The organism is Streptomyces sp. LUP30 (assembly GCF_001746365.1).
In the GTDB taxonomy this organism is placed as follows: Bacteria; Actinomycetota; Actinomycetes; order Streptomycetales; family Streptomycetaceae; genus Streptomyces.
On record NZ_MJAJ01000029.1, the window covers coordinates 22,930 to 42,301 of the forward strand.

Below are 19,372 nucleotides of genomic sequence, written 5' to 3' on the forward strand. Positions count from 1 at the left end.
GGCACCCGTGGCGCCCCGAGCATTCAGCGACGCGACGCGCCCCTGCCGCGCCGGTACAGGACGGCGCCGCCCGCGATGAGCGCCGCGCTGATACCGGAGGCGGCGAGCAGCGCCGCACTGTCACTGCCGGTGTGCGACAGCTGGGGCGGGGTGTGCCCGCCACCGCCACCGCCGCCATACGGAGGTGTGGTGTGCCCGCCGCCGGGCGGGGTGGTGTGCCCGCCTCCGGACGGAGGCGTGCTGTGACCCCCGTGCGGAGGCGGTGTCGAGTGCCCACCACCGGGGGGAGGCGAGGAATGCCCACCACCGGGAGGGGGCGAGGAATGCCCACCACCGGGGGGAGGCGAGGAATGCCCACCGCTGGGGGGAGGCGAAGAGTGCCCACCACCGGGGGGAGGCGAGGAATGCCCACCGCCGGGGGGACTGCTGTGCCCACCACCCGGAGGAGGCGAAGAGTGCCCACCACCGGGCGGGCTGCTGTGCCCACCACCCGGAGGCATCGAATGCCCACCACCAGGCGGACTGCTGTGACCACCACCGGGCGGAGACGAATGCCCACCACCGGGCGGCATCGAATGCCCACCACCGGGCGGCATCGAATGCCCACCACCGGGCGGCATCGAATGCCCACCACCAGGCGGACTGCTGTGCCCACCACCCGGAGGCATCGAATGCCCACCGCCCGGCGGACTGCTGTGACCACCGCCCGGCGGGGTGCTGTGGTCGCCGCCGCCGCACGTGTCGCCGTAGCCTCCGCAGTCGTCGCTCGGGCCGTTGTTCCCGTTGCCGTGGTCCCCGTATCCGGAGCCCCCGTACCCGGAGTCGTCGTCACCGTACGGTGCTGCGTGTGCGCGGCGGCGGTGCGTGGCGGACGCGTCGGCACAGGAATTGCCGAACGCGGGGTCGAGCGCCGCGACGACGTCGACCGAGTTGCCGCAGGCGTTCACCGGGACGTGCACCGGTGCCTGGACGTGGTTGCCCGACAGGACTCCGGGCGCTTCCTTGGCAGTCCCCCCGGCCTGCGAGTCGGCGAGGGCGTGCCCGCCCCCGCACAGGGACAGAATGCTCGTCGCGGCGGCGGCCGCGACCATTCCCCTGCTCAGAGTCTGTCGCAATCTCGTTGTCTTCCTGCTCGGAGAAGTGGGAAGAGCCGGCCCTGGACCACAGGAGTGTCGTCCAAGGCCGGCTCGATCCAGCCGTACAGCTGGAGTGTCGCCTCGTCAGTCGTTGACGCAGACGTTGCCGCCGGCCGGGTTCAGCGCGGCGAGGATGTTGATCGAGTTGCCGCACACGTTGACCGGGATGTGGATCGGAACCTGGATGACGTTGCCCGACAGGACGCCCGGCGAGCCGATGGCCGCACCGTTGGCACCGGCGTCGGCGAAGGCGGGGGCGGCCCCGCCCAGGGCCAGGATCAGACCCGCGACAACAGCAGCACTCTTCTTCATGGGTTTCCCTTCTCTGCGGTCATGCCCAGATGACGGTCGAAACCGAGCGAGCGCAACCGGAAGGGCTCGCTCCATGACCCGCAGGATGCAAACGAGAGATAGACGGCCGAAGAAACTGAGGAGCACGCGGCGCACGGGAATTCACTCGAACGCCTTCATATAATCAACAGCGCGGGCGCATAAACGAAGAAACGTTCACCTGGATGGCTGGGCGAAAGCCGGAGAAACAGCCGGGAAGAGACGGCGGAAAACCCGACCGCCGCACGGTCCGCCGGAAGAGCGGCGGACCGTGCGGCGGGCGGCGCCGGTGAACGTCAGTCGTTGGCCACACCGTTGCCCGAGAGGGCGGAGATGTCGTCGACGATGTGCGACAGCGGCTCGTCGCCCTTCGCCTGCGTGCTGTTCTCGGCGCACTGCTGGTTCTGCGGAGCGGACAGGACGGGAATGTCCTGGACGCCGACGTTGGCGAGGACGGCGACGAGGGACTGAACGTCCGCCTTGACCGGCAGGCCCACGCAGAGCTTGTTGGCGGTGCCCTGGACCAGGGTCGCCTGGGGGCTCATGTCGCCCTTGGTCACCGAGTTGCCGAACGCCTCGTGCGCCCCGTTGCCGCTGGCGGAGGTGGTGCCCGCGTCGTTCCCGATGGCAAGCGCCTGGGGGGCGGCAGCCGCCGACACTCCGATGACGGAAGCGGCGACCGCAGCCGCGGCCATTGCCTTCTTCAGCATTTCGCTATTCCTTTCCCTGTCCTGGCTCCGGGCCAGGACCATGTGCCTGCCACCGAACCAACCGGATGTTCCGGGTTTGGTTGCGGTACTTCACCCGATCGGTTTTCCCGACACGCCGGGCCGCGTTCTCAGCGATGGGCCATCGGAGTGAAGTCGAAGAACCAAAGCGCGAGTCGGCGGTTAACCAGAGCGCTCCGGTGGACGGGGTTTTCACGAAAGGGACTTACAAGTGATCAAGAAGGTACTGGCCACCGCTGCGGTCGCCGCCTCCGTCGTCGGCGCTTCCGCCGTCGTAGCGGCCCCGGCCCTCGCCATCGGCAACGACAGCGGCACGACGTCCGCCAGCGGCAACGGCGCGAGCCAGTCGTTCGGCAACTCGGCCACCTTCGGCAACATGAGCCCCCAGATGGCGCTCATCCAGGGCTCCCTCAACAAGCCCTGCATCGGTCTGCCGGCGAAGGCCAACGTGCAGTCCGTCCTCGCGCTCATCAACGTCGGCGTGCAGGACATCCCGATCCTGTCGGCGCCGCAGAACCAGCAGTGCGTCGAGAACAGCACCCAGGCGAAGGGCGACGAGCCGCTGTCGCACATCCTGGACGACATCTCCGCCCTCTCGGGCAACGGTGCGGCCAACCACTGATCCCGACGTGGTGAACGGGTTCTTTTCCTGAGCCCCGGGGTGGATTCTCCGCCCGGACAGCGGGCCGCCGGATCATCGGCGGCCCGCTGTTCTAGCGTGCGGCGCGTGACGGTGAAGAGAAACCCTTGGCCCCGCCGCCTGGCGATTCCCGGAATCGTCCTGGCCACCGCGGGCGCGCTGCTCGGCACTTCCGCCCCGCCCGGCCGGGAGCACGTCCCGCGCGCGATGAACATCCTGCTGATGGGCACCGACGAACGGGACGTCATCAGCGACGCGGAGAAGCAGCAGTTCCACGCCGGCGGCCAGCCCTGCGGCTGCACGGACGTCCTGATGCTGATCCATCTGTCGGCCCACCGGGACCGCGTCAGCGTGATCGGCATGCCCCGCGATTCCGCCGCGCAGATCCCGCCGTACCGCCAGGGGGCGGACGGCAAGGAACGCCCGCCGCATCCGGCGAAGCTCAACGCGGCCTTCCAGGAGGGCGGGCAGGAGCTCGCCATCCGGACCGTGGAGTCGATGACCGGGGTGAACATCGACCGGTTCGTGCAGGTGGACTTCCGGCGCTTCATGGACACGGTGAACGAGGTCGGCGGCGTGGAGGTGTGCACGCCACGACGGCTCAAGGACTCCGCGACCGACCTGGACCTCGAACCCGGCAAGCACCGGCTCGACGGCGGGCGGTCCCTGCAGTACGTCCGGTCACGGCACGTCGACTCCAGCGCCGACCTCGGCCGCATCCAGCGTCAGCAGCGGTTCCTGGTGCAGACGTGGCGCGGGCTGCAGGCGCGCAGGCTGCTCGGCGACCCGGAGCGCGCGCTGCACCTGGTGCGCACGCTGCTCGGCTCCGGCCCGCAGGGCTTCTCGGTGAACGAGCTCGTCCAGGAGGCGGTCGCGCTGCGCGGGCTGCCCGCCTCGGCCACGGAGTTCACGACGGTACCGATCAGCGGCTTCGCCCCGGTGTCGCTGGGGATCGGCTCGGCGCTGCTCTGGGACGAGCAGAAGGCGGACGCGCTCTTCGCGAAGGTCCGCGACGACCAGCCCCTCGTCGCCGAGGGCGAGAACCCCCGGCCCGCCGACCCGCCGACCGTCCTCGGCAGCACGGTGCCGGTGCGCGGGAGCGCGTACGCGTGCACCTGAGGGGCGTGCGCCTGTCGTGCCCGGTGCGCTGGGCCGATCGGGGCACAGCACGCAACCCCTGGTGGGTGCGGGACGTTGTTGATCACGCAGCTCCTCCTCCGGAGCCCGCCTTTCGAAGGGAACGAACATGAAGAAGCTGTGGGCATCCGCGGCCCTCGCCGCCTCGGTCGCCGGTCTCGCGGCCGTGACCGCCCCGCAGGCGCTGGCCATCGGCGACGACAGCGGCACCACGTCCGCCAGCGGCAACGGCGCCTCGTCGGAGTTCGGCAACTCGGCCACCTTCGGCGACATGAGCCCGCAGCTCTCGCTGGTCCAGGGTTCGCTGAACAAGCCGTGCATCGGCCTGCCGGCGAAGCTCAACGCCCAGTCGCTCATCGCGGCCCTGAACATCGGCGTGCAGGACATCCCGATCCTGTCCGCGCCGCAGAACCAGCAGTGCGTCGAGAACAGCACCCAGGCGAAGGGCGACGAGCCGCTGTCGCACCTCCTGGACGACATCTCGGTCCTGGCGGGCAACGGCGCCGGCAACGGCTGAGCCACGGCCTGACGCTCCGCGACGGCGGGTCACCGGTTCTCCGGTGACCCGCCGTTTCGCGTGCCGTCCGGCCCCGTCACCTTCGGCACAGGTTCTCGCTGTCCAGGGCGTACCTTTCCGTCACCGCGTGCCGCTTCACCTCCCGGGACGGGGCGAGCAGGCAGCGGCGCGGCCGTCGGCCTAGGACACCACGTCCTTGCGGGCGAAGCCGCGGAAGGCCAGGGCGAACAGGACCAGGGCGTAGGTCACCGAGACGGCGGCGCCCTGGATCATGCCGGACCACTCGGGGGTGGGCTGGACGGCGTCGGCCCACGCGAACTGCCAGTGCGCGGGCAGGAAGTCGCGCCAGTCGCCGAGGGCGGTGACGGCGTCCAGCACATTGCCGACGATGGTCAGGCCGACCGCGCCGCCGACCGCGCCGAGCGGGGCGTCCGTCCTGGTCGAGAGCCAGAACGCCAGCCCCGCGGTGACCAGTTGGGAGACGAAGACGTATCCGACGACGATCACCAGCCGCTGGGCGGCGGTGCCCGGGGCGAGCGCGCCGCCGGTGGGCAGTTCCAGCGGGCCCCAGCCGTAGGCGGCGGAGCCGACGACGAGGGCGACGACCGGCAGCAGGACCATCGCGGCCAGGCTGAGGCCGAGACCGACGACGAGCTTGGACCACAGCAGGCGGGCGCGGGGCACGGGCGCGGCGAGGAGATAGCGCAGGGAGGACCAGCCCGCCTCCGAGGCGACCGTGTCCCCGCAGAACAGGGCGACCGGGATGACGAGCAGGAAGCCGGCGGAGACGAACAGGTTGACGGCGGCGAAGTTGGCGCCGGACGCCGTCGCCGTGTCCATCAGGGTCACCTGGTCGTTGCGGCCGCCCGGCTCGCCGCCGATGGCGAAGGCGATGAGCAGCACGAACGGCAGGACGGCGAGGATGCCGCCCATGATCAGCGTGCGGCGGCGCTTGAGCTGGCGGACCAGCTCGACGCGCAGCGGCAGGGTGCGGGACGCCTGGTAGCCGGAGGCGACCTCGGTGAGGGTGCTCATGCGGAACCTCCGATCAGGGTGAGGAAGGCGTCCTCCAGGCGGCGGTGCGGGCCGACCGAGGTCACCGGCACGTCGAGCCGGACGAGTTCGGCGACCAGCCGCTGGGCGGTGCCGTCGGCGTCCAGACGGACCAGCAGGCCGTCCTCGGCGCGGAGTGCGGAGGCCACCCCGGGCAGGGCGGCGATCTTCTCGACGACCGGCTCCTCCACGACGGCGGCGGTGCCGACGAGGAGGGTGTCCCCGGAGCCGACGATCTCGGCGACGGGGCCCGCCTGGACGAGCTTTCCCCGGTCCATCACCACGAGGTGCGTGCAGGACTGCTCGACCTCGGACAGCAGGTGGCTGGAGACGATGACCGTGCGGCCGGCCGCCGCGTAGCGGATCATCACCTCGCGCATCTCGCGGATCTGCGGCGGGTCGAGGCCGTTGGTCGGCTCGTCGAGGATGAGCAGGTCCGGCAGGCCGAGCATGGCCTGGGCGATGGCGAGGCGCTGGCGCATGCCCTGGGAGTAGGTGCGCACCGCGCGGGCCAGGGCGTCGCCGAGGCCGGCGATCTCGAGGGCCTCGGCGAGACGGGCGTCCTCTGCGGGCCGGCCGGTGGCCCGCCAGTACAGCTCCAGGTTCTCCCGGCCGGTCAGGTGCGGCAGGAAGCCGGCGCCCTCGACGAAGGAGCCGACGCGGGAGAGGACGGGCGCGCCGGGGCGGATCGCGTGGCCGAAGACGCGGACCTCGCCGCCGTCGGGCGTGATCAGGCCCATCAGCATGCGCAGGGTCGTCGTCTTGCCCGCGCCGTTCGGGCCGAGGAGTCCGAGGACCTGGCCCTTCTCGACGCGGAAGGACAGGTCGCGGACGCTGTAGCGGTCGCCGTTCGCGTACTTCTTGCTCAGGTCGGTGATCTGGAGGGGGACCTCGGCGAGCGCGGGGTCGGGGGCGGGACCGGCGGTGCGGCGGCGGGCGGACAGCAGCAGGGCGAGCGCGACGGCCGCACCGGCGAGGGGGAGCCACCACACCCAGGACGGCAGCGGGGCGGCGGCGGTCGTCACGGCCGCGGCGGTGGGGACCGACAGGTCGCCCTTCACGGAGACGGTGTACGTCGCGGGGGCCGTCGGGGAGGCGTAGCCGAGGTCGGTGGAGGCGAGGACCAGGCGCAGCCGGTGGCCCTCCTCGACCTTGTGGTCGATCGCCGGGAGCGTGATCGTGACGTCCTTGCCGGCCTTGGCGCCCTCGACGCGGACCGGGGTGACGAGCTGGGAGGGCAGCACCTGGTTGCCCTGCCTGCCGCCGCCGCTGACGTCGTAGACCTTGGCGAAGAGGACGGCGGTGTCGGACGTCGACTTCACGTGGACGGTGACCGTGGGGGAGCCGGTGATCCGCAGGTCGCCGGTGACGGGGGCGGAGTCGAAGGCGGCGAACTGGCCGGGGAAGTCGAGGGAGATGCCCACGCCGAGGGAGGAGAGCCGGGCGAGACCGCCGCCGCCGAGGCCGGGCAGGGCGGAGACGGCGGGCGGGGTGGCGCCGGGCGGATTGACGAAGGACTGCTCCTCGCGGCGGCCGGTGAGCGGGAAGGAGCGGTCGTCGTTGTTCAGGCCGGGGTAGCTGTCCGCACTCGCGCCCCTCAACCGGGCGGCGCCGTCGGTGGAGTCGACGCCTCCGGTGCGGGTGACGCGGAAGGCGGGGCCGGTGTCGGCGGACCGGTCGCCCTTGAGGTACCGGTCGAACCAGGCGTTCACGCGGGCCTGGACGCGGGCGGCCTCCAGGTCGCCGCCGTCGTGGCCGCCCGCGATCCAGTCGACGTCCACGGGCGCGCCGTTCGCGCGGATCGCCTTCTCGGCCGCGTCGGACTGGGCGAGGGTGAAGAGGGAGTCGGTCTGGCCCTGGAGGAGGAGGGTGGGGACCTTGATGCGGTCGGCGACGGCGGACGGCGAGCGCGCTTCGAGGAGTTCGCGCGCGGCGGCGTCCGGGGCGCCGGACTCGGCGACGCGTTCGTACATCGCGGCCAGCGCGGGTGCGAAGCGGGCGGCGCCGCCGCCGGTGTTGAAGAAGACGCCGGCCCACAGCTTCTTGAACACGCCGTCGGGGAACAGTGCGTCCGCGAGGTTCCAGTAGGTGATGGCGGGGGCGATGGCGTCGACGCGCTGGTCGTACCCGGCGGACAGCAGGGAGACCGCGCCGCCGTAGGAGGCTCCGGCCACGCCCACGCGCGGGTCGCCCGGCTTGTCGAGCTGCACCTCGGGCTGCTTCGCGAGCCAGTCGATCAGCCGGGAGACGTCGGCGACCTCGCCCTTCGGGTCGTTCAGCCCGATCTTGCCGGTGGACCTGCCGAAGCCGCGCGCCGACCAGGTCAGCACGGCGTACCCGTCGCGGGCGAGCTTCTCGGCCTCGGGCCTGACGTCGTCCTTGCTGCCGCCGAAGCCGTGCGCGAGGAGGACGGCGGGGCGGCGGCCCGAGCCGCCGGCGGTGAAGTAGGAGGTGTCCAGGCGTACGCCGTCCACCGCCATGACCCGGTCGGCGCTGTGCACGGCGGGCGTGTCGTCGTCGGCGGCGACGGCCGTCCAGGTACCGGCGCCTGCGAGCACGACGACGGCGGCCACGGCGGAGACGATCCGTCGTGGCCGCCGTGGTCCTCGCAGACCGGGCAGTCGAAGATCCATGCTTCAACCGTACGGTGTCGACCTGTCATGGAGCGGTCGACCGTGGGCCGAATCCGCCGCCCTCCCGGCGGCGTACACGGCGGCCCCGGCGTACCGCGGACGCGGTATGCCGGGAGGTCAGTCGCGTGCGTCCTCGGGGAGGGAGACCAGCCACCGGGTGTCGCGGCGCGGGCGGAGGTAGAGGGCCCAGTAGAGGGTGGCGACGGCGGTGATCCCGCCGGTCCACAGCAGATAGCCCGTCTCCTGCTGGGTGAGGATGTATCCGAGGACGACGATCAGCAGGACCGGCAGGACCGGCCACAGGGGCATGCGCCAGGCGGAGGTGTGCCGGTGCGGGCCGCGGCGGCAGAGCAGCGCGGCGACGGCGACCAGCAGGTACATCCCGGTCACCGAGACCCCGGTGACGCCGTAGAGGGTGTCCAGGTTCACGAAGCAGAGCAGCGCTCCGGGGACGCCGACCGCCAGGGTGGCCACCCAGGGTGAGCCGAAGCGGCCGAGCTTGGAGAAGACGTCGTTGACCGGCTGGGGCCACGCCTTGTCGCGGGCGGAGGCGAACAGGACCCGGGAGTTCTGGATGACCATGACGATGCCGGCGTTGATGATGGCGAGCGCCACGCAGAGGCTGACGAAGGCGCCGACCGCCGAGTCGGACCAGGCGGTCACCATGGAGCCGATGTCGCCGCCGGTGAGCTGGGAGAGGTCGGAGGCGCCGAAGGTGATGGCGACGACCGGGACCAGGATGATCACCGTGGAGATGGCGAGGGTGGCCAGCACCGTGCGGGCGACGTTGCGGCGCGGGTGCTCCAGCTCCTCGGAGAGGTAGACGGCGGTCGAGAAGCCCTGGGTGACGAAGAGGGCGATGGCCAGGCCGGAGACGACCAGCATGGCGGTGACGGTGTCGGTGCGGCCGTGCGCGCCGGCGACCTGCATCGAGACGAGGCTGCCCGCGCCGCGGTGGCTGTGGGCGAAGCCCAGGACGGCCACGACGGCCGCCGCGATGACCTCCAGGACCAGGAAGACGCCGGTGATCCAGGCGTTGGCGCGCAGGTCGAGCAGACCGGCGAGGGTGGCGAGCAGCATGACGCCGGCGCCCGCGAGGGCGGGGTCGAGATGGACGATCGGGGCGAGGTAGTCGGCCGTGCCCATGGCGATCACCGGCGGGACGATCATGACGACGAGGAGGGAGAGGACGAAGACCAGCCAGCCGGCGAGCCGTCCGGCCAGCGTCGACACCATGGCGTACTCGCCGCCCGCGCTGGGGATGAGGGTGCCCAGCTCCGAGTAGCAGAACGCCACGGCGATGCAGAGCAGCGAGCCGATCGCGATGGTGAGGGCGGTCGCCGTGCCGAGCGAGCCGAACAGGTCCGGGACGACGACGAACAGGGTGGAGGCGGGGGTGACGCAGGAAAGGGTCAGAAGGGTGCCGCCGACGACTCCGATGGAGCGCTTGAGCTTCTGGGGACTGTCGGGCGCCTGGGGGAGGGCGGTCTCGACAGGGCGGAGCGTGTCGGTCATGCGGCGATTCCGATCGACTCGTGCGGATGCCTCCGGCGGCTGTGATGGTGCTGCATGGAACCCCGACGAAAACCGGTGCGTCAATAGGTGTTCACCTACGGAATCCGTAGGCGCGAGGCTGTTTTCGCTGCGCTTACGGTCGTCCGGCGCTAGTGGGCACTGCGGCTCGGGGCGTGCTGGAACCGCAGGGCGGACGCCGAAAAAAACGGGAAGCCGTCCGGAGTCCGGACGGCTTCCCCAGGAGGAGTGGGTGGGTCAGTGGTTGCGCGGGAAGCCCAGGTCGACGCCGCCGGGGCCGTCCGCCGGGTCGGGCCAGCGGGTGGTGACGACCTTGCCGCGGGTGTAGAAGTGCGTGCCGTCGTTGCCGTAGATGTGGTGGTCGCCGAAGAGCGAGTCCTTCCAGCCGCCGAAGCTGTGGTAGCCCACGGGGACCGGGATCGGGACGTTCACGCCGACCATGCCGGCCTCGATCTCCAGCTGGAAGCGGCGGGCCGCGCCGCCGTCCCGGGTGAAGATCGCGGTGCCGTTGCCGAACGGCGAGCTGTTGATGAGGGCCACGCCCTCGTCGTAGGTGTCCACGCGCAGCACGCACAGCACCGGGCCGAAGATCTCGTCCTGGTAGGCCTTGGCCGTCGTCGGCACCTTGTCGAGGAGCGAGATGCCGATCCAGTGGCCGTCCTCGTAGCCGTCGACCGTGTGGCCGGTGCCGTCGAGGACGACCTCCGCGCCCTCGGCCGCCGCGCCCGTCACGTACGAGGCCACCTTGTCGCGGTGGACCCTGGTGATCAGCGGGCCCATCTCCGACGTCGGGTCGTTGCCGGGGCCGATCTTGATCTTCTCGGCGCGCTCGCGGATCTTCTGCACCAGCTCGTCGCCGACCGCGCCGACCGCCACGACCGCGGAGATCGCCATGCAGCGCTCGCCCGCCGAGCCGTAGGCGGCGGAGACGGCGGCGTCGGCGGCCGCGTCCAGGTCCGCGTCGGGCAGCACCAGCATGTGGTTCTTCGCCCCGCCCAGGGCCTGCACGCGCTTGCCGTTGGCCGACGCCGTGGTGTGGATGTAGCGGGCGATCGGCGTCGAGCCGACGAAGGAGACGGCCTTGACGTCCGGGTGCTCCAGCAGGCGGTCGACGGCCACCTTGTCGCCGTGGACGACGTTGAACACGCCGTCGGGCAGACCGGCCTCGGCGAGCAGTTCGGCCAGCTTGACCGCCGCCGACGGGTCCTTCTCGCTCGGCTTCAGCACGAAGGTGTTGCCGGTGGCGATGGCCATCGGGAACATCCACATCGGGACCATCGCCGGGAAGTTGAACGGCGTGATGCCCGCGACGACGCCCAGCGGCTGGCGGATCGACGACACGTCCACGCGGCTGGCCACCTCGGTGGACAGCTCGCCCTTCAGCTGCACGGTGATCCCGCACGCCAGGTCGACGATCTCCAGGCCGCGCGCGACCTCGCCGAGCGCGTCGCTGTGCACCTTGCCGTGCTCGGCGGTGATCAGCTCGGCGATCTCGTCCCGGTGCGCGTCCAGCAGCGCTCGGAACTTGAAGAGGATGGTGGTGCGCTTGGCCAGCGAGGACTGGCCCCAGGTCGCGTAGGCGTCCTTGGCGGCGGCGACCGCCGCGTCGACCTCGTCGACGGTCGCGAACGCGACCTTGGTGGTGACCGCGCCGGTCGCCGGGTCGGTGACCGGCCCGTACGTACCCGAGGCGCCTTCGACGGACTTGCCGCCGATCCAGTGGTTGACGATCTTCGTCATGACCGAGTGCTCCTTCACAGATGGCGGCGTCGGGTGGAGACGTGCCGTTCGTACAGCTCACGTGCCTTCACCGCGGACGGTCGGGTCGCGGTCTCGGCCACAGGTACATCCCACCAGGCCTGCGCCGGCGGCGGGCCCGACACAGTGTCGGCCGTTTCGGTCTCGACGTAGACACATGTGGGAGTGTCGGCGCGCCGCGCCTCGGCGAGGGCCTCGCGCAGTTCTCGGACGGTCTTCGCACGCAGCACGCGCATGCCGAGGCTGGCCACGTTCGCGGCCAGGTCGACGGGCAGCGGGGCACCGGTGAACGTGCCGTCGTCCGCGGTGTAGCGGTAGGCCGTGCCGAACCGCTCGCCGCCCACCGACTCCGAGAGGCCGCCGATCGAGGCGTAGCCGTGGTTCTGCACGAGCAGGATCTTGATCGCGATCCCCTCCTGCACGGCCGTCACGATCTCGGTCGGCATCATCAGATACGTGCCGTCGCCCACCAGCGCCCAGACGTTGCGCTCGGGAGCGGCCAGTTTCACGCCGATCGCGGCCGGGATCTCGTATCCCATGCAGGAGTAGCCGTACTCCAGGTGGTACTGGTCCCGCGAGCGTGTCCGCCACAGTTTGTGCAGGTCGCCGGGGAGCGAACCGGCCGCGTTGATGATCACGTCCGACTCGTCGACGAGGGCGTCGAGCGCGCCGAGCACCTGCGGCTGCGTCGGACGCACGTCGGGTTCGTCGGCCTCGTAGCAGGCGTCGACGCGCTGCTCCCAGCGCTCCTTGTCCTCGCCGTACTCGGTGACGTAGGCGTCGGCGACCCGGTGGCCGTGCGGGCGCAGCGCCCCGGTCAGCTGGTCCAGCGCGCTGCGGGCGTCCGCGACCAGCGGGAGGCCGGCGAGCTTGTGGCCGTCGAAGGAGGCGATGTTGAGGTTGAGGAAGCGGACGCCGTCGCCCTGGAACAGGGTGTTCGAGGCGGTGGTGAAGTCGGTGTAGCGGGTGCCGACGCCGATGACCAGGTCGGCGGTGCGGGCCAGCTCGTCGGCGGTCGCGGTGCCGGTGTGGCCGACGCCGCCCACGTCCTGGGGGTGGTCGTGACGCAGTGAGCCCTTGCCCGCCTGGGTGGAGGCGACGGGGATCCCGGTGGCCTCGGCGAAGGCGGCGAGGGCCTCCTCGGCGCGGCTGTGGTGGACGCCGCCGCCCGCGACGACGAGGGGACGCCGGGCCGCGCGGATCGCCCGGACGGCCTCGGCCAGCTCGGCCGGGTCGGCGCCCGGACGGCGGACGGTCCAGGTGCGCTCGGCGAAGAACTCGTCGGGCCAGTCGTAGGCCTCGGCCTGGACGTCCTGGGGCATCGCCAGCGTGACGGCCCCGGTCTCCACCGGGTCGGTGAGGACCCGCATCGCCTGCAGCGCCGCCGGGATCAGGGCCTCGGGACGGGTGACGCGGTCGAAGTACTTCGACACCGGCCGCAGACAGTCGTTGACGGACACGTCGCCCGCGTAGGGGACCTCGAGCTGCTGGAGCACCGGGTCGGCGACGCGGGTCGCGAAGACGTCGCCGGGCAGCAGCAGGACCGGGAGGTGGTTGACGGTGGCGAGGGCGGCGCCGGTGACCAGGTTGGTCGCGCCGGGGCCGATCGACGTCGTCACCGCGTGGGTGGACAGGCGGTTCGACTGACGGGCGTAGCCGACGGCCGCGTGCACCATGGACTGCTCGTTGCGGCCCTGGTGGAAGGGCATGGCGTCGCCGTACTCGACGAGCGCCTGCCCGAGGCCGGCGACGTTGCCGTGGCCGAAGATGCCCCAGGTCGCGCCGATCAGCCGCTGCCGTACGCCGTCGCGCTCGGTGTACTGGGCGGCGAGGAAGCGCACCAGCGCCTGGGCCACGGTGAGCCTGGTGGTCATCGGTAACCCCCTTCTGCGTGGGCCGGGTGGAAGCAGATCCGCCACTCGCGGGTCTCGCCCGGACCGGCCATGACGTTGAGGTAGTACATGGCGTGGCCGGGCTGGGCGATCGACGGGCCGTGCCAGCCGTCGGGGACGAGGACGGCGTCGCCGGAGCGGACCTCGGCGAGGACGTCGGAGCCTCCCTCACGGGAGGGGGACACGCGCTGATAGCCGAACCCGTGCGGGCCGTCGATCTCGAAGTAGTAGATCTCCTCGAGCTCGGCCTCCTCGCCCGGCCGGTGCTCGTCGTGCTTGTGCGGCGGGTACGAGGACCAGTTGCCGCCGGGCGTGATCACCTCGACGGCGATCAGCTTGTCGCAGTCGAAGGCGTCGGCGGAGGCGAAGTTGCGCACGTGGCGCAACTGGCCCCCGCTGCCGCGCTCTTCGACGGGGACCTCCGGCGCGGGGCCGTAGCGGGCGGGGAGTCGTCGCTCGCACTTCGCTCCTGCCAGGGCGAAGCGGCCTCCCGCGCCGGAGGCGATCTGGACCCGGGCGTCGCGGGGAACGTACGCGAAGTCGGAGACCGACGCGAACACCGTTTCCCTGCCCAGGAGTTGGAACTCGTCTTCGTCTGTGCGCACCGTACATCCGCCTGCGAGGGGAAGAACGATCCACTCGCTCTCACCGGTGGTGAAGGTGTGGGCGGCGCCCGGCTCCAGCTCGACGATCCGCAGGCTGCAATAGCCCCAGCCGGCCCGTTCGGGGTCGATGTCGAGCGTGTAGTGGTCGCCGGCGGTCGTGCCGTGCGGGATGTACAGGTCGTGGTGCGGCTCTGTGTGCGTCATGCGGCCCTCACAGCAGTCCTACGGCGGTGTCCACGGCGGCGGCGACGTCTCCGTCCGCCGGGTACAGCAGCGAACGGCCGACCACCAGGCCCCGGACGGTGGGCAGTTGCAGCGCCCCGCGCCACTTCTCGTACGCGCCGTCCTGATCGTCGCCGACCTCGCCGCCCAGCAGGACGGCGGGGAGGGTGGAGGTCTGCATGACCTCGGCCATGTCGTCGGGGTTCTCGGTGACGGGGAGCTTCAGCCAGGTGTAGGCGGAGGTGCCGCCCAGGCCGGAGGCGATGGCGATCGACCGGGTGACGGCCTCGGCGGACAGGTCGTTGCCCAGCCTGCCGTCGGGGCCGCGCCGGCTGATGAACGGCTCGACGAAGAGGGGGAGTCTGCGGGCGGCCATGTCGTCGACGGCGCGGGCGGTGGTCTCCAGGGTGGTGAGGGAGCCCGGGTCGTCGTAGTCGATGCGCAGCAGCAGCTTGCCCGCGTCGAAGTTCAGCCGCTCGATGTCCTCGGCGCGGTGGCCGGTGAAGCGGTCGTCGAGCTCGAAGACGGCGCCCTGGAGGCCGCCGCGGTTCATGGAGCCCATCACGACCTTGCCGTCGAGGGCGCCGAGCAGCAGCAGGTCGTCGAGGATGTCGGCGGTCGCGAGGACGCCGTCGACACCGGGCCGGGACAGGGCGAGGCAGAGGCGTTCGAGCAGGTCGGCGCGGTTGGCCATGGCCAGCCTGGCCCCGCCGACGCCGAGCGCGCCGCGGGCCGGGTGGTCGGCGGCGACGATCATCAGCCGGCCGGAGTCGCCCAGCAGCGCCCTGCGCGGGCGGCGGGCGGCCGCCTCGGCGATCGCCTCGGGGTACTGCGTGCGCAGCCGGACGAGTTCGGAGACGTCGACGTTCGTCACAGGACGGCCCCCGCGTCGATCGCCGCTTCCACTTCGGCCGGCGTCGGCATCGCGGAGGAGCACTCCAGCCGGGAGGCGACGATGGCGCCGGCCGCGTTGGCGTGACGCATGGTCTTCTCCAGGTCCCAGCCTTCGAGCAGGCCGTGGCAGAGGGAGCCGCCGAACGCGTCACCGGCCCCGAGGCCGTTGAGGACGTCCACCGGCAGCGGCGGGACCTCGGCGGACTCGCCCTTGCGGTTGACGGCGAGCACGCCCTTGGGGCCCTGCTTGACCACGGCGAGCTCGACGCCCGCGTCCAGCAGCGCCTGCGCCGCCGCCCGCGGTTCGCGCACCCCGGTGGCGACCTCGACCTCGTCGAGGTTGCCGACCGCGACCGTGGCGTGTTTCAGGGCCTCGGCGTAGAACGGGCGGGCGGCCTCGGCCGGGGCGCCCCCGGACGGGTCCTTCCAGAACATCGGCCGCCAGTCGAGGTCGAAGACCGTGATGCCGGCCTTCGCCCGGTGGGCGAGGGCGGCGAGGGTCGCGGTGCGGCTGGGCTCCTCGCTCAGGCCGGTGCCCGTGACCCAGAAGACGCGGGTCTCGCGGACGGCGTCGAGGTCGAGCTCATGGGCGTCGATCTCCAGGTCCGGCGCCTTGGGCTGCCGGTAGAAGTACAGCGGGAAGTCGTCCGGCGGGAAGATCTCGCAGAAGGTGACCGGCGTCGGCAGCCCGGCCACGGAGGTGACCCAGCGGTCGTCCACACCGAAGCCGCGCAGGGCCTCGTGCACATACGTGCCGAAGGGGTCGTCGCCGGTGCGGGAGATCACCGCCGTCCGCCGGCCGAGCCGGGCCGCGGCGACGGCGACGTTGGTCGCCGATCCCCCCAGGAACTTCCCGAAGGACGTGACCTGCGGGAGCGGGACGCCCGTCTGCAGCGGATAGAGGTCCACCCCTGTCCGCCCCATGGTGATCAGGTCGTACGCCATCGAGTTCCCTTCGCAATCGGCTCGGCCCCGGAAGACCGCTCACGGCACGTCCGCGGCGCACGTCCCGTATCGGCTCTCACGGCTTTCTAGCCCCGCACGGCGGGCCCTGTCAATGTTTTGTCCAGACATTCGGACCAGCCCTTGACACCCCTGGGGCGAGACTCCACGCTGGCGGCCATGACGTCGTTGTCACCTGAGTCCTCACTTTCCCGCATCCGGATCGGATCGGCCCCCGACAGCTGGGGCGTCTGGTTCCCGGACGATCCCGCCCAGGTCCCCTGGCGGCGCTTCCTGGACGAGGTAGCGCAGTCCGGCTACGAGTGGATCGAGCTCGGCCCCTACGGGTACCTGCCGACCGACCCCGCAGTCCTCTCCGAGGAGACGACGAAGCGCGGACTGAAGGTGTCGGCGGGCACGGTCTTCACCGGCCTGCACCACGGCGAGGCCGTGTGGGAGAAGACCTGGGCCCATGTCGCGGACAACGCGGTGCTCGCCCAGGCGATGGGGGCACGCCACCTGGTCGTCATCCCGTCGTTCTGGCGGGACGACAAGACCGGCGAGGTACTGGAACCGGACACGCTCACCCCGGAGCAGTGGCGCAACCTGACCTCGCTGACCGAGCGGCTGGGCAAGGAGGTGCGCGAGCGCTACGGGCTCCGGATCGTCGTCCACCCGCACGCCGACACCCACATCGACAGTGAGGAGAACGTCGTCCGGTTCCTGGACGGCACCGACTCCGACCTGGTCTCGCTGTGTCTGGACACCGGGCACTACGCGTACTGCGGCGGCGACAGCGTCAAGCTGATCGAGACCTACGGGGAGCGCATCGGCTATCTGCACCTCAAGCAGGTCGACCCGCAGATCCTGGCGGACGTGCGGGCCAAGGGGACGCCGTTCGGGCCGGCCGTGGCCCAGGGCGTGATGTGCGAACCCCCCACCGGGGTGCCCGCGCTGGGACCCGTCCTGGAGGCGGCGCAGAAGCTGGACGTGGACCTGTTCGCGATCGTCGAGCAGGACATGTACCCGTGCGCGCCGGACACTCCGCTGCCCATCGCGCAGCGGACGCGGGCGTTTCTGCGGTCCTGCGGGGCATAGGACCGGTCCGGCGCCCCACGCGCCCCGCGCGCCGAGGACGCCCAGGATGCCCAGGATGCCCAGGATGCAGAGGGCGCCGGCGGCCCACGTCCCCACCCCTGCCGCCCGCGCCCCGTGTCATCCGCACCTCTGCGCCGTCCACACCTCCGTGTCATCTGTGCCCCTGTGTCACGTCTGTCACAAACGCCTCCCTTCTGTCACACATGTCGCGCGTACGCGGGATATCCGTCACCGCATGTCAACAGCCGCTTCCGCACGGTCACCGAGCGTCGTTCACGGGGCACTGGCTTGGTGATCGCCAGCGCAGCGCCGGGCTCCCCCCGGCGGCCTCCCGGCCGCCGCCCCGCGCGCGCAGGGAGGTGCAGCTCATGACCGACCGAAGGCTCTGGTCCTACAAGGAGATCGCGGCGCACATCAGGGTGCAGCCGGACACCGTACGGTCCTACCGCAAGCACGGACTGCTGCCCCCGCCCGACGAGGTCGAGGGGGGCAAGCCCTACTGGTACGCCGACACCGTCCGCGCCTGGGTCGCCTCCCGCCCGGGCAACCGGGGACGCGCCCTGGACTGACCCGGGCCGGAGCGGAACCGGCTGTGCCCCGTCGGCCCGTGGGGCACAGCGCCGGGACGGCGCCGGGCGCTCCCGGTCCGCGAGCGGAGCGGGCCTCGCCGGAGGGTCACGCCCACGGCTCGATGACCGTCACTCCCGCGCCCTGCGCCGTGCCCAGGGCCGCCAGCGCGGCCGGCGCGGCGTCCAGCGTGATCGCCGACGTCACCAGGAGGTCGGGGCGCAGCGCCCCCGAGCGGATCAGCGCCAGCATCTCGGGGTAGGCGTGCGCGGCCATGCCGTGGCTGCCCAGGAGCTCCAGCTCCAGGGCGACGGCACGGGCCAGCGGGACGGGGGTGAGGCCGTCCTGCGAGGGCAGCAGCCCGACCTGGACGTGCCGGCCGCGGCGGCGCAGCCCGTTCACCGAGGCGGCGCAGGTGGCGGGCGAGCCGAGGGCGTCGAGCGAGAGATGCGCGCCGCCGCCGGTCAGCTCGCGGACCGCCTCCGCCGTGTCCGGCGCCCGGATGGCGTCCACGCACTCCGTCGCGCCGAACCGGCGGGCCAGTTCCAGGGCCCTCGGCGAGACGTCCACCGCGACGACCCGCGCCCCGCTCGCCGCCGCGATCATCACCGCGGACAGGCCGACGCCCCCGCAGCCGTGCACCGCCACCCACTCCCCCGCCGTGAGCCGGCCCTGGTGCACGACCGCCCGGAACGCGGTGGCGAACCGGCAGCCGAGGGAGGCGGCGGTGGCGTACGACAGGTCGTCCGGGATCGCGACGAGGTTGACGTCGGCGTGGTCCAGGGCCACGTACTGGGCGAAGGAGCCCCGGTGCGTGAACCCGGGCTGGGTCTGGCGTTCGCACACCTGGTGGTCGCCGGCCGCGCAGGACGGGCAGCTGCCGCAGCCGCACACGAAGGGGACGGTGACCCGGTCGCCGGGCTTCCAGCCGGTGACCCGGGGGCCCGTCTCCGCCACCACTCCGGCGAGTTCATGGCCTGGGACGTGCGGCAGCGCGATGTCCGGGTCGTGGCCCATCCAGCCGTGCCAGTCGCTGCGGCACAGGCCGGTGGCCTCGACGCGGACCACCACGCCGTGCTCCGCGGGCCGCGGGTCGGGCGTCTCCCGCACCTCGGCCGGCTCCCCGAACCGCTCGAACACCACTGCCCGCATGCGCCCTCGCCTCGCCTTCGCTTTCGTCTTCGTCCTCTTCGCCGAAGATCACCGCGAACGCTAGCCGCGCCCGCCGGCCCTGTCGCCGCCACACCGGGACCCTGCTTGGAAAAATACCCCCTAGGGGTATAGCCTGAAGTAACGGGAGACCCCTCGCGGCCCCGCCCGTCCCACCTGCCCCCCGAGGAGAACGACATGACCGCTCAGACCGACACCCCGGGCTCCGTCACCACCGTCTACAAGGTGAGCGGCATGAGCTGCGGCCACTGCGAGGGCGCCGTCTCCGGCGAACTCTCGGAACTCGCCGGTGTCACCTCGGTGAAGGCCGTCGCCTCGACGGGCGAGGTCACGGTCGTCTCCGCCGCCGCGCTCGACGAGGCCGCGGTGCGCGCCGCCGTCGACGAGGCCGGCTTCGAGCTGGCCGGCCGGGCCTGAGTCCCCCGGCGCCCCTCGGCGCCACCCCCACCGTGCCGCATCCGCGCACGGCCCGGGGAAACCCCTCCTCCTCCCGCCGGGCCGTACCGACCAGCTGATA

The 19,372-nt window shown here is 72.0% G+C and carries 18 protein-coding genes; 6 read left to right on the forward strand and 12 right to left on the reverse strand.

The window, feature by feature from the left end:
* Positions 1-23 precede the first annotated feature (23 nt).
* From BG482_RS41325 to BG482_RS23260, 3 genes are all read right to left on the reverse strand, one after another.
* Positions 24-1,091, reverse strand: a complete 1,068-nt coding sequence (locus tag BG482_RS41325) for a chaplin (protein ID WP_141746658.1) — start codon at positions 1,089-1,091, stop codon at positions 24-26.
* Positions 1,092-1,220: 129 nt separating this feature from the next.
* Positions 1,221-1,448, reverse strand: a complete 228-nt coding sequence (locus BG482_RS23255) for a chaplin (RefSeq protein WP_069771036.1) — start codon at positions 1,446-1,448, stop codon at positions 1,221-1,223.
* A gap of 314 nt (positions 1,449-1,762) precedes the next feature.
* Complete coding sequence (locus BG482_RS23260; RefSeq protein ID WP_069771037.1) at positions 1,763-2,176, reverse strand: rodlin; 414 nt, start codon at positions 2,174-2,176, stop codon at positions 1,763-1,765.
* A gap of 229 nt (positions 2,177-2,405) precedes the next feature.
* On the opposite strand from BG482_RS23260, the gene BG482_RS23265 reads away from it, so the two are divergent.
* The 3 genes from BG482_RS23265 to BG482_RS23275 all read left to right on the forward strand — a co-directional run bounded on the left by BG482_RS23265 (position 2,406) and on the right by BG482_RS23275 (position 4,488).
* A complete protein-coding gene (locus BG482_RS23265; RefSeq protein ID WP_069771038.1) occupies positions 2,406-2,816 on the forward strand; it encodes a rodlin in 411 nt (136 codons plus the stop codon).
* 105 nt (positions 2,817-2,921) lie between these two features.
* On the forward strand, positions 2,922-3,953 hold the full coding sequence (locus BG482_RS23270; protein WP_069771039.1) for an LCP family protein: 1,032 nt from the start codon (positions 2,922-2,924) through the stop codon (positions 3,951-3,953).
* Between the two features lie 127 nt (positions 3,954-4,080).
* The gene (locus BG482_RS23275) at positions 4,081-4,488 is read left to right on the forward strand and encodes a rodlin (protein WP_069771040.1); all 408 of its coding nucleotides are present in this window, start codon (positions 4,081-4,083) and stop codon (positions 4,486-4,488) included.
* A 180-nt stretch (positions 4,489-4,668) separates the two neighbouring features.
* Here the strand turns inward: BG482_RS23275 and BG482_RS23280 are convergent, their stop codons facing one another.
* The 8 genes from BG482_RS23280 to iolC all read right to left on the reverse strand — a co-directional run bounded on the left by BG482_RS23280 (position 4,669) and on the right by iolC (position 16,023).
* Positions 4,669-5,523, reverse strand: a complete 855-nt coding sequence (locus BG482_RS23280) for an ABC transporter permease (protein ID WP_069771041.1) — start codon at positions 5,521-5,523, stop codon at positions 4,669-4,671.
* Positions 5,520-8,174, reverse strand: a complete 2,655-nt coding sequence (locus tag BG482_RS23285) for an alpha/beta fold hydrolase (RefSeq protein ID WP_069771042.1) — start codon at positions 8,172-8,174, stop codon at positions 5,520-5,522. Before BG482_RS23285 ends, BG482_RS23280 begins: the two co-directional genes overlap by 4 nt.
* Before the next feature lie 117 nt (positions 8,175-8,291).
* Positions 8,292-9,689 (reverse strand): APC family permease, encoded by a 1,398-nt coding sequence (locus BG482_RS23290; protein WP_069771043.1) that lies wholly within the window; start codon positions 9,687-9,689, stop codon positions 8,292-8,294.
* Between the two features lie 255 nt (positions 9,690-9,944).
* Complete coding sequence (gene mmsA / locus BG482_RS23295; protein WP_069771044.1) at positions 9,945-11,447, reverse strand: CoA-acylating methylmalonate-semialdehyde dehydrogenase; 1,503 nt, start codon at positions 11,445-11,447, stop codon at positions 9,945-9,947.
* Between the two features lie 14 nt (positions 11,448-11,461).
* On the reverse strand, positions 11,462-13,339 hold the full coding sequence (iolD, locus tag BG482_RS23300; RefSeq protein ID WP_069771045.1) for a 3D-(3,5/4)-trihydroxycyclohexane-1,2-dione acylhydrolase (decyclizing): 1,878 nt from the start codon (positions 13,337-13,339) through the stop codon (positions 11,462-11,464).
* On the reverse strand, positions 13,336-14,166 hold the full coding sequence (iolB, locus tag BG482_RS23305; RefSeq protein WP_069771046.1) for a 5-deoxy-glucuronate isomerase: 831 nt from the start codon (positions 14,164-14,166) through the stop codon (positions 13,336-13,338). The genes iolD and iolB overlap by 4 nt, the downstream gene beginning before the upstream one ends.
* A 7-nt stretch (positions 14,167-14,173) precedes the next feature.
* The gene (locus BG482_RS23310) at positions 14,174-15,058 is read right to left on the reverse strand and encodes a deoxyribose-phosphate aldolase (RefSeq protein ID WP_069771047.1); all 885 of its coding nucleotides are present in this window, start codon (positions 15,056-15,058) and stop codon (positions 14,174-14,176) included.
* Positions 15,055-16,023 (reverse strand): 5-dehydro-2-deoxygluconokinase, encoded by a 969-nt coding sequence (gene iolC, locus BG482_RS23315; protein WP_069771048.1) that lies wholly within the window; start codon positions 16,021-16,023, stop codon positions 15,055-15,057. Before iolC ends, BG482_RS23310 begins: the two co-directional genes overlap by 4 nt.
* Positions 16,024-16,200: 177 nt before the next feature.
* Here iolC and BG482_RS23320 point away from each other — a divergent pair, with 177 nt between their 5' ends.
* Positions 16,201-17,118 carry a sugar phosphate isomerase/epimerase gene (locus tag BG482_RS23320; RefSeq protein WP_069771049.1) on the forward strand — a complete coding sequence of 306 codons (918 nt, stop codon included), beginning with the start codon at positions 16,201-16,203 and terminating at the stop codon, positions 17,116-17,118.
* A 368-nt stretch (positions 17,119-17,486) separates the two neighbouring features.
* Positions 17,487-17,687 carry an AlpA family transcriptional regulator gene (locus tag BG482_RS23325; protein ID WP_069771050.1) on the forward strand — a complete coding sequence of 67 codons (201 nt, stop codon included), beginning with the start codon at positions 17,487-17,489 and terminating at the stop codon, positions 17,685-17,687.
* 106 nt (positions 17,688-17,793) lie between these two features.
* Here BG482_RS23325 and BG482_RS23330 read toward each other — a convergent pair whose 3' ends face one another.
* On the reverse strand, positions 17,794-18,837 hold the full coding sequence (locus BG482_RS23330) for a zinc-dependent alcohol dehydrogenase family protein (protein WP_069771051.1): 1,044 nt from the start codon (positions 18,835-18,837) through the stop codon (positions 17,794-17,796).
* Between the two features lie 195 nt (positions 18,838-19,032).
* On the opposite strand from BG482_RS23330, the gene BG482_RS23335 reads away from it, so the two are divergent.
* Complete coding sequence (locus tag BG482_RS23335) at positions 19,033-19,272, forward strand: heavy-metal-associated domain-containing protein (protein ID WP_069771052.1); 240 nt, start codon at positions 19,033-19,035, stop codon at positions 19,270-19,272.
* Positions 19,273-19,372: the final 100 nt, after the last annotated feature.

Excerpts from the sequence above, each read along its gene's own strand:
- BG482_RS23280 (WP_069771041.1), bottom strand. The coding sequence starts at position 5,523 with ATGAGCACCCTCACCGAGGTCGCCTCCGGCTACCAGGCGTCCCGCACC.
- BG482_RS41325 (WP_141746658.1), bottom strand. The coding sequence starts at position 1,091 with ATGGTCGCGGCCGCCGCCGCGACGAGCATTCTGTCCCTGTGCGGGGGC.
- iolB (WP_069771046.1), bottom strand. The coding sequence starts at position 14,166 with ATGACGCACACAGAGCCGCACCACGACCTGTACATCCCGCACGGCACG.
- mmsA (WP_069771044.1), bottom strand. The coding sequence starts at position 11,447 with ATGACGAAGATCGTCAACCACTGGATCGGCGGCAAGTCCGTCGAAGGC.
- iolC (WP_069771048.1), bottom strand. The coding sequence starts at position 16,023 with ATGGCGTACGACCTGATCACCATGGGGCGGACAGGGGTGGACCTCTAT.
- BG482_RS23290 (WP_069771043.1), bottom strand. The coding sequence starts at position 9,689 with ATGACCGACACGCTCCGCCCTGTCGAGACCGCCCTCCCCCAGGCGCCC.
- iolD (WP_069771045.1), bottom strand. The coding sequence starts at position 13,339 with ATGACCACCAGGCTCACCGTGGCCCAGGCGCTGGTGCGCTTCCTCGCC.
- BG482_RS23330 (WP_069771051.1), bottom strand. The coding sequence starts at position 18,837 with ATGCGGGCAGTGGTGTTCGAGCGGTTCGGGGAGCCGGCCGAGGTGCGG.
- BG482_RS23335 (WP_069771052.1), top strand. The coding sequence starts at position 19,033 with ATGACCGCTCAGACCGACACCCCGGGCTCCGTCACCACCGTCTACAAG.
- BG482_RS23275 (WP_069771040.1), top strand. The coding sequence starts at position 4,081 with ATGAAGAAGCTGTGGGCATCCGCGGCCCTCGCCGCCTCGGTCGCCGGT.
- BG482_RS23255 (WP_069771036.1), bottom strand. The coding sequence starts at position 1,448 with ATGAAGAAGAGTGCTGCTGTTGTCGCGGGTCTGATCCTGGCCCTGGGC.
- BG482_RS23260 (WP_069771037.1), bottom strand. The coding sequence starts at position 2,176 with ATGCTGAAGAAGGCAATGGCCGCGGCTGCGGTCGCCGCTTCCGTCATC.
- BG482_RS23285 (WP_069771042.1), bottom strand. The coding sequence starts at position 8,174 with ATGGATCTTCGACTGCCCGGTCTGCGAGGACCACGGCGGCCACGACGG.
- BG482_RS23320 (WP_069771049.1), top strand. The coding sequence starts at position 16,201 with ATGACGTCGTTGTCACCTGAGTCCTCACTTTCCCGCATCCGGATCGGA.
- BG482_RS23325 (WP_069771050.1), top strand. The coding sequence starts at position 17,487 with ATGACCGACCGAAGGCTCTGGTCCTACAAGGAGATCGCGGCGCACATC.